This is a genomic window from Rhodopseudomonas pentothenatexigens (assembly GCF_900218015.1).
GTDB classification, from domain to species: Bacteria; Pseudomonadota; Alphaproteobacteria; order Rhizobiales; family Xanthobacteraceae; genus Rhodopseudomonas; species Rhodopseudomonas pentothenatexigens.
Window position 1 is genome coordinate 124194 of record NZ_UFQQ01000002.1, and the last position, 14312, is coordinate 138505.

Annotated in this window: 1 protein-coding gene; it reads right to left on the reverse strand. The window is 67.4% G+C overall.

Annotation, left to right across the window (positions count from 1 at the left end; genetic code table 11):
• Window positions 1-37: 37 nt before the first annotated feature.
• Window positions 38-14176, reverse strand: coding sequence for a VCBS domain-containing protein (locus DWA33_RS25050; protein WP_208639110.1), 14139 nt, complete (start codon window positions 14174-14176; stop codon window positions 38-40).
• Window positions 14177-14312 lie beyond the last annotated feature (136 nt).

Below are 14312 nucleotides of genomic sequence, written 5' to 3' on the forward strand. Positions count from 1 at the left end.
GAAGGCGGCCTCCCCTGCGTGTATCGCGATCGCGCGATCAGACCGTGTAGGTGTGACTCTGCTCGGTCGTGAGCCTGCTGAGCACGATGTTGACCTGATCGGGCCCGCCGCTGTCGAACGCGACCATCGTGGCAACGCTCTGCCACTGGGTCGTACCCGAGGATGGATCGCTGTCGATCTGGATCGCGACGTTGCCGCCGTTGGCGACCAGCTGGACGTCGGCGTCGGTCTGGGTGCCGCCATACAGCGTGTCGAGCAGCCCGCTCAGGTCGATCTTGTCGCCCTGGCCGAAGTTGTAGTCGAGGATGCTGTCGACGGCATTGCCGTCGAGATCGCCGGCCTGCCAGACGAAGGTGTCGGCACCGGTATCGCCGGTGAGCTTGTCGGATCCGAGACCGCCGCCGAGCACGTCGCTTCCGTCGCCCCCGAGCAGCGTATCGTTGCCGGCGCCGCCGCGCAGGAGGTCGTCGCCGCCGAGGCCGGCGATGACGTTGTCGCCGGAATTGCCGGTGATGACGTTGGCGAGTTCGTTGCCGGTGGCGTTCGCATTGTTATAGACGGCCGTGGTCACATCGTCGAAGTAGAAGCCTTCGTTGACGCCGCCGGGGCCGTCCGTCGCCGCGCCGCCCGCGGTCGGCCGGAAGAACACACGGCTCGTTTGATTGGCCTCCGCATCCGCGTCGTGCGCGCCGGCCCCATGCAGCGCTTCCCGATAGTTCTCGAACGTCGTGGTCTGACCGATGGACGCGCCGTCGAGATAGACCTCGATGACGTCGTCGTTGGAGCCGTCGCCGTACACCAGCCGCATCTCGAGCTGGTGCCATTCGGTCAGGCTGGCGCCGCTCGCCAGCGTGACATTGCCGGTGAAGGCATTGAAGTCGTTAGTGGTCCAGCTGCCGTCGAGTTTCGGCTCGTTGACCGCGATCCGGATGCCCGTGGCGGTCGACTCGATCACCATGAAGTTGTTGCGGTCGGTTCCGGCGGCGTTGCCGAAATCGACCTCCAGCCGGGAATCGTCGCCGGTCGGATCGACCGCCTTGAAGCGGAACGAGATCGACTGCGCCGTGTAGCCGGCGGTCGTGGAGGCTTCGCCCGCCGCTACCGGCAGCGCGATCGAATACGGCCCGGCGAAGTCCGGGATGCTCGGATCGCTCGACATCTTGAACACGTGGTTGCCGCCGAGGTCGACCACGCCCTGGTCGCGGACGCCGGCGACCACCTTCCAACCGTTCTCACCATTGGTGATCGGCCCGATGTCGAAGTTCGCAAAGGTGTCGGTGTGGCTGGCGCCGTCGAGCAGCGTCAGGTTTTCGACGTTGGCGCCGTGGGTCGAGAGGTTGAAGCTCTCGGCCGTAAACACCGCGTCGGTACCCGAGCCGACCCCGCTGCCCTCGACGATGCTGTCGCCGCTCGTGACATAGAACGTGTCGTCGCCGTCGCCGCCGTGCAGGATGTCGGCGCCCTGCCCGCCGGTGATGGTGTCGTTGCCGAAGCCGCCGTACACGGTGTCGGCGCCCTGGCCGGTGACGATCGTGTTGTCCGAGTCGTTGCCGTGGACGATCACCGCGCCGATGGTGGTCGCCGGATTGACCAGGAACACGTCGTCGAGCCCGGCCGGCATGGTCACCGTCAACACGTTGGTCGTGGTGTTGTCGGCATCATACAGCGCGTTGGTGATGCTCACATTGGTGAGATCGATGTCGATGCCGGTGGTCGGCTTGTTCGGCTCGCCGAGCCGCACGCCCGTCGACGTTCCATTGATCGTGCCGTTCTGGATCACGACGTCGCCGGTGAAGTTCGCCGGCACCGCGCTGTAGCTCGGCGCGTCGTCGCGCGCCTTGATGGCGATCGCGGCGGCGTTGAAGTGGGAGCTGCCGAGGCCGTTGGACCGGCCGACATTGGTGAAGGTGAAGTCCTCGATCGTCAGCGGTCCGGTGTAGGTGCCGTATTTCAGATTGACGTCGATCCCGGCGCCGTTGAGGCCCTTGGCGCCGAACGCCTGGCCACCGCCGTACTGGCCGACGTCCGTCATCACGATATTGTCGAACAGCGTGGTGCCTTGCAGCGTCTCGGCGTAGATGCCCTTCTGAGTCAGGTGCACGAAGTGTGTGCCGTCGATGGTGACGCCGGTGGCGTCGCCGCCGCCCGCGACCTTCATCAGATACACGCCGATATAGCTGTCGGTGATGGCGCCGCCGAGCAGCTTCAGGTCGGAGATAGCGCCGGCACCGTCCTTGTAAAGACCCATGACGTTGCCGTCGAGGGTGACGCCGGTGACGGTGGTGTGGTCGGTGCCGTTGCCGATCTCGAGGCCGTGGTTGAAGCCGGTGACCTTGAAGTTCGACAGGGTCACGCCGTCGGCGTTGACCGTGACGCCGTAGCCGCTGCCGGTGCTGTAGCTCGGCGCGTTGGTTAGGAAGTCGGCCACCGATGCCGACTCGGCGAGGCTGTTGTCGGCCTTGAAGGTGCCGTGGATGACGACGTCGTCGCCATCGCCCATGCCGATCAGCGTCACGTTGCTGGTCGCGATCGTGACATTCTCGTTGTAGGTGCCCGGCGCGATCAAGATGGTGTCGCCGCTCTGCGCGGCATTGACCGCCGCCTGGATGCTGGCGAAGCCGCCGTTGCCGACCAGCAGGAACCGGCCCGACGAGGCGCCGGCACCGTCCGGATCGCCACCCTGGACGATCTCGGTCTGGATCAGCGTGTCGGTGCCTTCCACCGGGCCGGCGTTGACCGTCCAGCCGGTGGAGATGCCGTAGCCCGGCACGACGACGCCGGTCACGGCCGCGAAATTCGCCGCCGTCAGGACGGTGTCGAACTTCGCGGTGTCGGCGCCGTCGCGGCCGAACATCATGTCGTTGCCGCCGCCGCCACGGAACGTGTCGGCGCCCGACGGGTTGCCGAGATTGTTGCCGTCGAAGAAGTCGGCGCCGCTGGTGCCGGTGACGTCGTCGCTGCCGGCGCCGGCCAGGATGGTCATGCCGTCCGGCGCGGCGTTGCCGTTACCGCCGACGTCAAACTGGATGCCAGTGGTCAGGTTGCGCAGGTTGAGGTCGGTATCGACGTTGGCGAAGGTGTTGCCGTCGATGTTGGTGATGACCGAGTCGCTGCCGATTCCGATGCTGATGCCGGTGCCGGCCGCAGTGATGGTGTTGCCGGCGATCGAGCTCGTGGCGTCGTCGTAGCCGTCGAGGTTCATCGCGGTGCGGACGTTGGTGAAGTCGTTGTCGGTCACCGTCAGGTGGGCCGACGAGCCGTCGGACCAGATCCCGGAGCTCCAGTTCGCGTCGCTGTACTTGCCGGTCGCGGCGCCGCCGAACGCGTTGCCGTCGATGATGATGTCGCCGGTCGCCTGGGTCGTCAGCATCACGGCGCGGTCGCCAACGCCGTTCTGGCCCGACGAGACGAAGCGGTTGTGAGCGATCGTGACGTCGGCACCGGCGGTCACGCTGAGGCCGTTGAAGGCGGTGGTGTTGCCGCTGGTGTTGAGCAGCTCGAGGCCGTCGATCACCACGTCGTTGGTCGCTTCGGTGACGGTGATCGTCCCCTGGATCACGGTCTCGGCGCCGCGGCTGCGGTCGCCGTCGACGCCGTAGTTGGCGCCGCGAATCTCGACGCCGCGGTTGACGACCAGATTTTCCGCGTAGGTGCCCGGCGCGGCGACGATGTATTGGCCGGCGCCATCGCCGGCGGCGTTGATCGCCGCCTGGATCGTCGTGAACTGCCCGATCAGCACGTTGCTGCTGTTGAACAGCGCCACCGGCATCGTCAGATTGACGTCGACCACACCGTCGTTGCCGAAGTCGATGCCTTCGACGCCGTACAGCGTGTCGGTGTTGCTGCCGCCGCCGTCGTAGTCCGGCGCGGTCGCCTTGGCGGTGACCTGCCAGGCGCCGAGCCCGCTGTTGTAACTGACGACATAGTCGGACGCCGAGCCGGCATAGATCGCGCGGTCGTCCTCGCTGGCCTGCGCGAACTTGTTCGCCGCCTCGGTCAGGTCGGTGGCGTTGCCGTACAGCGTGTCGTTGCCGCTGCCGCCGATCAGGCGGTCGGCGACGCTGTCGCCGGCGTGGCCGCCGACCAGCGTGTCATCGCCCCGGCCGCCCCAGATCTCGTCGTTGCCGGCGCCGCCGTCCAGCGTGTCGGCGCCGCCGAGGCCGGACAGCAGGTCGGCCCCCTCGCCGCCGAGGATCGTGTCGCCACCCACGTTGCTGCCCTGCAGCGAGTCGTTGCCCTTGCCGCCGTCGATGGTCACGGCGCCGCCGTCGGCGGTGTAGCCCGCCGGCAGCATGATCAGGTCGTTGCCGTCGGTGCCGACGAAATGCTCGATCCCCGACAACGTGCCGGGATAGCTGGCGCGGTCGAACACGAAGCCGGAGGCCCCTGCCGCCGCGACCAGTTGGACGGTGTCGCTGCCGGTGCCGCCGATCAGCGCATCGCCCTCGCCGGACAGGCCTGTCAGCGAGATCGAACGCGTGGCGCCGTCGCCGAGCGTGAAGTTGCGCGATCCGTACGAGCCTGCATCGGCGATGTCGGCATCGACGATCAGGGTGTCGTTGCCGGCGCCGCCGTTCAGCGTGTCGTTGCCGGTACGTCCTTCGAGAACGTCGTCGCCGCCATTGCCGCTCAGATTGTCGGCGCCGGCAGCGCCGTAGATGACGTCGTCACCGGTGGTGCCGCCGACGGTGAAGGCCGCCGTGGTCGCCGGATTCGGGTCGAAATACAGGTACTCGAAGCCGATCGACGTGAAGGTGTTGCCGGTGAACACCGTGCTGGCACCCGGCAGCAGCGATTCCGGCCAGCCGGACGCGGTCGGATAGTCTTCGACGTCGATCGCCCAGGCGACGTTGGAGATCGCGTTGTTGGTTACGACCACGCCGGTGGAATCCTCGGCGGCGATGCCGAGGGTCGAGGTGGCGATGCCCGCGCCGTCGACCGTGTTGTGGTCGATCACGAGGTTGAGGTTGTGGAACGTCAGGATGCCGCTGGCTGCCCAGCTGCTGCCGGCGTAGCCGATCGCCAACACGGTGTTGTCGTGGATCTGACCCGTCGACCCCGACACCTGGATGCCGTTCTGCGCCTGGTTCGGCGTCGCGCCGATGCCGGTCACGGTGTTGTCGTGGATGTCGACCGCGGCGTTGGCGACGACGATGCCGGTCTTCTGGAAGTCGGCAACTTTCGAGTTCGAGATCACGATCGGATTCAGCACCGTCGCGGCGGTCGGCGTCGCGACGCCGCCGTCCGGATCGGTGTTGGAGACGTAGATGCCGACGTTGCGCTGGTTGCCGATGCCGGCGTCGTCCTCACGGATGCCGGTCACGGTGACGCCGTCGATGGTGCCCGAAGCGTTGAGATAGGCAATGCCGATCATGGTGCCGGCACCGGCGGCGGTCAGATGCGCGCTGTCGCCCTGGTGATGGCCGTCGACCGTGAGGCCCGCAACCTCGACGCCCACGGCGTTCTTCACCGTGATCACGCCCGCGATGCTGCTGCCATTGGTCGGCGAAACGCCGGTGGCGACGAGGCTGGCCGGTGCATCGACCGTGACGGTGGCGCCGGTCGCGGCGCGGATCGTCAGATTGTCGATGCCGTCGACCACGACCTGCTCGGCGTAGTGGCCGCTGGCGATCAGGATGGTGTCGCCGTCCTGCGCGGCGGCGACCGCGGCCTGGATGGTGGCGTATCCGCCCGCGCCGACCAGCAGGAAACGATGGCCGCCGCCATCGGTGACGATCTCCATGCCCTGCAGATCGTCGGAGCCCTCGCCGCCCCCGATGGCGTCGACCCGGAACACGGACAGGGACGGATCGTAGCTGATGTCGCCGGCTGACAGATTCGTGGCGTAGGTCGCAGTGTCGGTGCCGCTGCCGCCGATCAGTTGATCGTCATCGGCCCCGCCCTCGAGCAGGTCGTCGCCGGCCATGCCTTCGAGTGTATCATCACCGACACCGCCAACGATGTGCTCGCCGGTGTCGCCACCGGTGACGTGGTCGTCGCCGGCCCCGGCGTTGAAGGTCTGGCCGGCGTAGTGGCCGTACAGCGCATCGGCGGTGTCGGGCAGCACGACGGTATCGTCGCCGTCCTTGGCATCAAGATAGTTGCCGTCTTCGAACCAGTTGGCCTGGGTGGTCGGGTCGTTGGACAAGCTTCCCAGGTCGACCGAATCGTCGTCGTCGGTGAAGACCTGATCGACCACGCTGTTGATCGTCAGCACGGACGTGCCGGTGCCGGAGCTGAAGGCCGTGCTGCCGCCGGTGGCGCCGGGCGCGGTCAGGTCGACGATGTCGCCGGTGTGGCCGCTGGTGCCGTCCCAGGCGTGGAACGTCAGCGACGGCTGCGCAATCTGGGTCTGCGGCGAGGTCGAGGCGGTGGTCTGGACGTTGAGCTCCGGAACGAACCGGACCAGCGACGACAGGCCGAGCACCAGCGCGTGCTGCGGATCGGTCGACAGCGTGGCCCAGTGGGCGCCGCCGTCGCTGCTGTACTGCCAATGCCCGCCGGTGGACGACTGACCGACCACGGCGATGCCGCTGACGGTGCCCTCGATGTCGGCGGCGTCGCCGAGCAGCGCGCTGACCAGCGTGCCCGGGTTGCTCGACGGATCCTCGTCGATCGCGGTCGCCGCGGCGGCAGCGCTGATCGTCGGGGCGTCGTTCACCGGGATGATGGTGACGTCGATGACCTTGACGGCTTCCTTGGCCGGCCCGATGCCGTAGTCGCCCTGATCGTTGACCGTCAGGGTGATGTGGTCGGTGCCGGTGTAGTTCGCATTCGGCGTGTAGGTGACGCCGCTCTGGGTGCTGTAGCCCGACACCAGCAGGTCGTCGAGCCCCGGATCGAGCGGGCCTTCCAGCACCACCGTGCCGCTGCCGTTGCCGCTGACGATGGTGATGCCGAGCGCGGTCGCCATCGCCTGGTCGATCGTCAGCGTGCCGTGATCGGCGTGCAGGGTCAGACGGGCCGGCCCCTGGCTGTCGCGGTCGTTCGGCGTCAGTTGGGTGTCGGTGAAGAAGTCCTGCAGGTCGAACGAGGTGTCCTCGTTGATGGTGACGGCCAGATGCGCCGACCCGTCCTTCCACGCCGGGGTGTCGTTGGTGCCGGTGACGTCGACCGTCACCAAATGCGGCGTGCTGGCCTGGTTCAGCGCGTCGTACACGGTGACCGAGATGGTGCGGTCCGGCGCGTTGTTCGGCAGCGCGTCGCTGGTCCAGAACCGGATCAGCGACAGCGCCTCCTCGACCTCCGCGGCGGTCAGCGTGCCGCCGGCCGCATTGGTGATGGTCAGCGTCGTGCCGGCGTGATCAATCTGGTTGGCCTGATTGACGAGCTTGACCACCGTGCCGGTGGCGAGTTGCCGGTCGGCATTGCTGTAGATGTGGATGGCGTCGCCGGCCACTGGATTGGTGATCGCGACCACCACCTTGTTGAACAAATCGGCGCCGTTATCGACGTCGGTCACCGTCAGGTTGAGGCCGAGATACGCCGCCGCCTGGTTGCCATTGTCGCCGTCGGGCTCGACGTAGACGGCCGCGGTCGTGCCGGTGATGGTCGGGGCGTCGTTGGTGCCGGTGATGGTGATGGTGACGGTCTGGTCGTCGAACGCCGCCGAGCTGGAGTCGTCGGTGGCGCGCACCGTGTAGGTCAGCGTCACGGTCTCGTCCGCCGCCAGGAAGTTGAACGCCTGGCTACCGGAGTTGAAGGTCCAGCTCAGCTTGTCGCTGGTCTCGGTGCCGTCGAGCACCGGCTGACCGGGCAGCTGCAGGTAGCCGAGCAGATCGGCGTTGCTCAGCCCGCCGGTCGGGCCGCTGGCGGTGACGGAGTGCACCGAGCCGGTGACCACATCGGTGACGTCGACGTCGCTCACCGTCAGCGTGCCGCTCGCGGTCAGGCCGGCGTTGGTTTCGGTCAGATCGGCGCTGGCGCTGTCGCCCGAGCCGAGCGAGATCACCGGGACGTCGTTGGTGCCATTGATGGTCAAGGTGATGGTCTTGGTCGCGACCGAGGCCGCACCGGTGTCGTCGACGACGTTGATCCGATAGACCTGCACCACGCTGTCGCCTTCGCCGAGGAAGTCGAGCGCGCTGTCGGTCACGTTGAAGTGGAACCAGAAGTTGCGGCTGGCTCCAGTGCTGTCGCCGTAGGCATCCGCTACGCTGAACGAGGTCGCGCCCAGGAACGAGCCGCCCGGCGCCGTGGTGCTGAACGGCGTGATCACCAGCGTGTGGGTATCGGTCAGATCGAGATCGGTGAACGCGATGTTGCGCTGGATGTGACGGTTGGTCGCCGCGCCGGTCTGACCGGCGAGTTCGCTGAAGCTCTCGGCCCCTTCGTGCCAGGTGATCACCGGCACGTCGTTAGTGCCCTGGATCGTAACGGTCACGGTCTGGTCGTCGAACGCCGCGCCGCTGGAATCGTCGGTGGCGCGCACCGTGTAGGTCAGCGTCAGGCTCTCGTCCGCCGCCAGGAAATTGAACGCCTGGCTGCCGGAATTGAACGCCCAGCTCAGCTTGTCGCTGGTCTCGGTGCCGTCGAGCACCGGCTGCGCCGACAATTGCAGGTAGGACAGCAGTTGCGCATTGCTCAGCCCGCCGGTCGGACCCGTGGCGACGACCGACTGCACCGAGCCGGTGACCACGTCGGTGACGTCGACGTCGCTCACCGTCAGCGTGCCGCTCGCGCTCAGGCCGGCATCGGCCTCGACCAGGGCGGCACTGGCGCTGTCGCTGCCCGTCAGCGTGATCACCGGGACGTCGTTGGTGCCGATGAAGTAGGCCGTGATCACCTTGGAGGTCACCGCGCCATGGGCGTCGACAACGTCGACGCGGTAGGTCTGCGTCACCCTCTCGCCGGCGGCGAGATAATCGATGGCGCTGGACGTCACCGACAGGTTCCACTTCAGCGAGCCGTTGTCGAGGCCGGCGTTGTTCGGTTCGCCGTCGATCCAGGCCGTGAACGATCCGAGGAACACGCTCGGATTCGCGGTGTAGTCACTGGTGAGCTGCGTCACCGTGGCGTGGTGGCTGTCGCCGATATCGACATCGCTGAACCGGAACGAACCGCCCTTGTTCAGGACTGCGGACGAGCCGGTGCCCGAGGTCTCGTACAGATCGGCGATCGTCGCCGCCCATTCGATCCGCGGCGCGTCGTTGGCGCCGTGGATCGTGACGGTCACGGTCTGGCTGTCGGACGCGCCGTGCTCGTCGGTCACCGTCGCCACGAAGGTCTCGGTGACGGTCTGGCCCTCGGAGAGCCCCTGCGTCGCCGCGCGGGCGTTGTCGAGCGTGTAGGTCCAGTTGCCGGCGCCGTCGATCGCGAAGGTGCCGTAGGTGCCGTTGGTGCTGCCCGACCAGCTCAGCACCGCGCCGTGATCGACGTCGCTTGCAGTCAGCGTGCCGCCGGTCGCGGGAACCAGGCCGTGCGCGATGTCCCACGCCAGCGCATTGTTCGGCGTTCCTTCGTCGCCACTGTAGATCGGACGGCCGGCCAGACCCGCGTCGGTGATCGCCTGGGTCAGTTCGTCATACAGCGACTGCGGCACCGGCGACGGGTTCGACCCGCCATTGCCGGATCCGAGCAGCTTGTCGTTGATCGACGCCAAATGGAGATTGCCGAGCAGGTTGTCGTGCAGCGACTGCACCCGGTCGGGCTGAGTGCCGGCATCACCGCCGTCCGGCTTGAACTTCGCCACCACGTCGAGCAGCGGCTTGCCGCCGGCCTCCAGATAGTCGGCATAGGCCAGGCCGAGACGGATTCCGACCTCGTTGATCAGATTGTTGTAGTAGCTGTAGTTGTCGTCGACGTAGTCCCACACCGCCGCGATCGCGTCGGCCTGACCTGCCTGCGGCCCGAGCGCACCCTGCACCGCGGTCAGCAGCGCGCCCATGTCGACCGGGCTGCCGCTCGACAGCTGCGACGAGATCAGGCTGTCGAGATTCACCCCCGGTTCGAACTTGTGGTCCGCCGCGACGTTCGCGGTCACCACGTTGTCGAGGCTGCCGGCTTCGAACACCGTTGCCGTACTGACCCCGCCGGTGATCTCCGGCGCGTCGTTGGTGCCGTGAATGGTGATGGTGACGGTCTGGCGGGCGCTGCCGCCATGGCCGTCGGTGACGGTGGCGATGAAGCTCTGCGTCACCGTCTCGCCCTGCGCGAGCGCCATCGTCGCCGGCAGGCTGTTGTCGAGGTCGTAGGTCCAGACCCCGGTCGACGGATCGATCGCCATCGTGCCGTAAGGCGTCGCCGTCGACGCCAGCGACCAGGTCAGCTGGCCGGCGTCATTGGTGTCGACGTCGGTCGCGGTCAGCTGGCCGCTGACGACCTGGTGGCTGCCGCCCGGCAGCAGGCCGTGCGCGGCGTCCCACGCCTGGGTATCGGACGGATTCGTCCCCTCGGTGCCGCCGTAATACGGCCGCCCGCCCAGCCCCGCCGCGTTGATCTCGGCGATCAGCGCATCGTGCAACGCGATGTCCGGATTCGGGTTCGAGCCGCCGCCGCCGCCCGGCAGGAACTTGTCGTTGATCGAACCCGCATCGAGATTGCCGAGCAGGTTGTCGTGCAGCGACTGAACGCGGTCCGGCGCGGTGCCGGCGTCCGCGGTGTCTGGCGCGTACTTGACGATGATCCCGGTCAGCGGCTCGCCGCCCGCCTGGACGTGTTTGGCATACTCGATCCCGAGCCGGACACCAACCGCGTTGATGGCGGTGTCGTAGTAGCTGTAGTGATCGTCGACATAGTCCCACATCGCCGCGATGGCGTCGCCGAACCCGGCAGCGTGGCCGAGCGCGGCCTGCACCTGCAGCAGCACCGCATGCATGTCGTTCGGGGTCGCCGCCAGCGCCGCGGCGATCGCGCCGTCGATGTTCTGATCGATCTCGAACTTATGGTCGCCAGTGATATCAGCCGTCGCCACGTGGTCGAGTCCGCCGCCCGCGTACAGCGCCGCGTTCGCCTGCGAAGTCGCGGTCGTGAGCACCGGGTTGTCGTTGGTGCCGTTGATGGTGATCACGACGTCGACCGTGTCGGACGCGCCGTGCTCGTCGGTCACCGTCGCCACGAAGGTCTCAGTGACGCTGTCGCCCTGGCCGAGCGCCTGGGTCGCCGGCCTGGTGTCGTCCAGCGTGTAGGTCCACGTCCCGGTCGACGGATCGATCGCGAAAGTGCCGTAGGTGCCGCTCGCATTGCCCGACCAGCCCAGCACCGCGCTGTGATCGACGTCGGCCGCGGTCAGATGGCCGGTCACCGCCGGCACGAAGCCGTTGACGATGTCCCACGCCCGCACGGCGGCCTGCTGCGCCGTGTGGGTCTCGCCGCCGTCGTAGTACGCCCGCGTCAGCAGGTCGGCATCGACGCCGCTGATCAGCACCTGCATCGCGCTGTTCTGCGGTGAGCCCGCGCCGAAGCGTTGGTCGAGCGCGGCGGTCTGCAGATTGCCGAGCAGGTTGTCGTGCAGCGACTGCAGCCGGTCGGGCAGAGTCCCGGCGTCGGCGCCGTCGGCGGTGAACTTCGCGGTCACGTCGACCAGCGGCATGCCGCCGGCCTTGACATAGGCGGCGTATTCGACGCCGAGCCGCACGAACGCCTCGTTGACGTTGATCTGGTTCGGCCCTGCCGAAGTGTAGACGTCGTCCAGATAGTCCCAGACCGCAGTGATCGCCTTGGCGGTGTCGCCGCCGAACTCGGTCTTCACCGCAGCCAGCAACGACGACAGCGACGACGGATTGGTCAGCAGGCCCGACATGTCGGTCGCCACCGCGAAACCCGGCTCCAGCGCACCGCCGATCCCCGCCTCCGCGATCCCGGCGATGTCGCCGGACTCGGTGACCGAACCGGTTACTGCCGGTCCCGTCGTCGAGGTGATCACGGGCGTATCGTTGGTGCCCGTGACCGTGAGCGTGATGATCTTGGTGACGGCATCACCGTCGCCGTCCGTCACGGTGTACGGGATGTGCAACAGAGCGCTGTCGCCCAGCGCCAGCGCGTCGAACGCACTGCCCGGCTCGATCGTCACGGAATGACCGTCGATCCCGGCCGTCAGCGTCGGCAGGCCGAGCGTCACGCCGGCCGGGCCATTGTCGACGTAAGCCGTGCCGAACGCGATCGTGCCGCCGTCGGCGCCGAATTCGTAATCGGCCCCGGCGACCAATGTCACCGTGGGGGCGGCATTCTCGCCCATGGACGCGGCGGCGACGTCATGCGCCACCGGCACGTCGTCGATGATCGAGACGGCGAAGTTGCCGCTCAGGGAATCACCGTCGCCGTCGACGGCGGTGTAGGTGACGGTCACGCCGAACGGATTTTCGCCGTTGTTGCCCGGGCCGTGCGCCAGCATGTTGTCGAGCAGCGCGAAGGTGTAGGTGCCGTCGCCATTGAGGACGATGGTCCAAGAGCCGTCGTCGGCGGACAGAGTCCGAGTCCCGGCGCTCCAGCTGGCGTTCGCGGCGGACAGCACCACGCTGCCACCATCGGCGCCGAGGTCGATATTCAGATTGCCGGTCGCCGACACCGGCTCCTTGGTCGGATCGGTGCCCGTCGCCAGATCGTCTTCGTCGAGAACGAGACCCGTCGTCACGCTGCCGACCAGCACGGCTGCGTCGTCGCTCAGCGTCACGACAAAACTCGAGCTTGCCGAATCCTGATCCGCATCGGTCGCGACAAAGCCGAAGCTCAGCGACAGGCTGCCGTCATTGGCGACAGGCAGATGGTCGACATTGTCGAGCAAGGTGAAAGTGTAGCTGCCGTGGTCGGGCGCGCTGCTGCCGCTGTCGAGGGTGACGCGGAAGACGAGGCGGCCGTTGACGTCGACGACCCCGTTGTTGTCGTCGTCGGCGACGCCGAGCAGTTCGGTGTCGGACACCCGCACCAGCAGCACGGCCTTGCCGCCGGAGGTCAGCGGGCCATTCGTGGTCGTGACCGCGGTATCGTTCGCAAGCGATGCGGCGAACGCCAGGGTACGCAGCGCCGGATTGTTGTCCGCGCCCCAATCGAAGTTCAGCGAACCAGTATCGGACGCAGGCTGCAGCGTCGACAGCTCGACGTTGTCGACCAGGATCTGATCGCCACTGCCGGGCGAGGTCTGCTGAATCTCGACGCGCAGGTGATAGCCGGCGAGAGCCGAAGCCTGCGCCGCGGTGATTGCATCGGAGGTCAATTCGACCGTGGTCCAGTCGCCGTTCGGCGGCGTCGGCAGCGACAACTGCGCAAGGATCACGGTGTTGACGCCGTCGGTCGCAACCAGGCGCACTTCGCCACCGGGCCACCCCTGGTCGGTGCGATCGCCGACATTGAGCCGGACGGTGTAGGTTTCGCCCTCACCGATCATTTCGCCGGTGTCCTGCGCCAGCATCGCGCCGTTGCGCAGCCAGACGACGTTGCCGCCGGCGTGGCCGTCGGCATCGACGACGGCGGCGGTCGGCTTGAACAGGCCGCCATTGCCGCCGATGATGCTCCAGTCGCTCGGGCTTCCGTAGGTGTAGTTGCCCCGGACGGCATCGACGACTACGCCCGGCTGGCCGGTCTCCAGCGACCGGGCCTCGAAGCTCGCATTGGCGAGCGGCACGGCAACGCTGCTTTCGGCCAGCGTGACGGCTTCGGTCGCACCGATCACCGGCGCGTCGTCGCGAATGTCGATCTGCAGGCTGCTGGTGGCGGTGTCGCCGTCGCCGTCGGTGACGGTGAAGAGGATCTTCATCCGCGCCGGATCGGCCGCGCCGGTCTCGTCGGCGTCGAAATGGTCGATCGGACCGGACAGCGTGAAGGTGTAGGCGCCGGTCGACGGATCGGTGACCTGGACCACGAACACGGTGTCGCCGCCGAGCGTCTTGCCGGTCAGGGTCAGTCCATCCGGCGAGGTCTCCATCACGACCGTCTGGCCGTTCGAGGTCAGCGGCCGGGTGGTGAAGCTCGCCGAATCGCCATCGGCGATCAGATAGCCGCTCGCCGCGTTGCCGAGGCCGTAGCCGATCGAGGTGATCCTGGCGCCGTCGGCGCCGCCGTCGAACAGCATGGTGCCGTTCGCCGACGTGACGACGAACGCATCGGTCGACGGATCGCGATCTTCCTGCAACGTCAGCCGCCCGGAATAGGATGCCGTGGGCGCGTCGTCCGTGATGCTGACCGCGAAGGTGCCGCTCAAGGTGTCGCCATCGCCGTCGACGGCGGTGTAGGTGACGGTCACGCCGAACGGATTTTCGCCGTTGTTACCAGGCCCATGCGCTAGGGTGTTGTCGAGCAGCGTGAAGGTGTAGGTGCCGTCGCCATTGAGGACGATGGTCCAAGACCCGTCGTCGGCGGACAGAGTCCGAGTCCCGGCG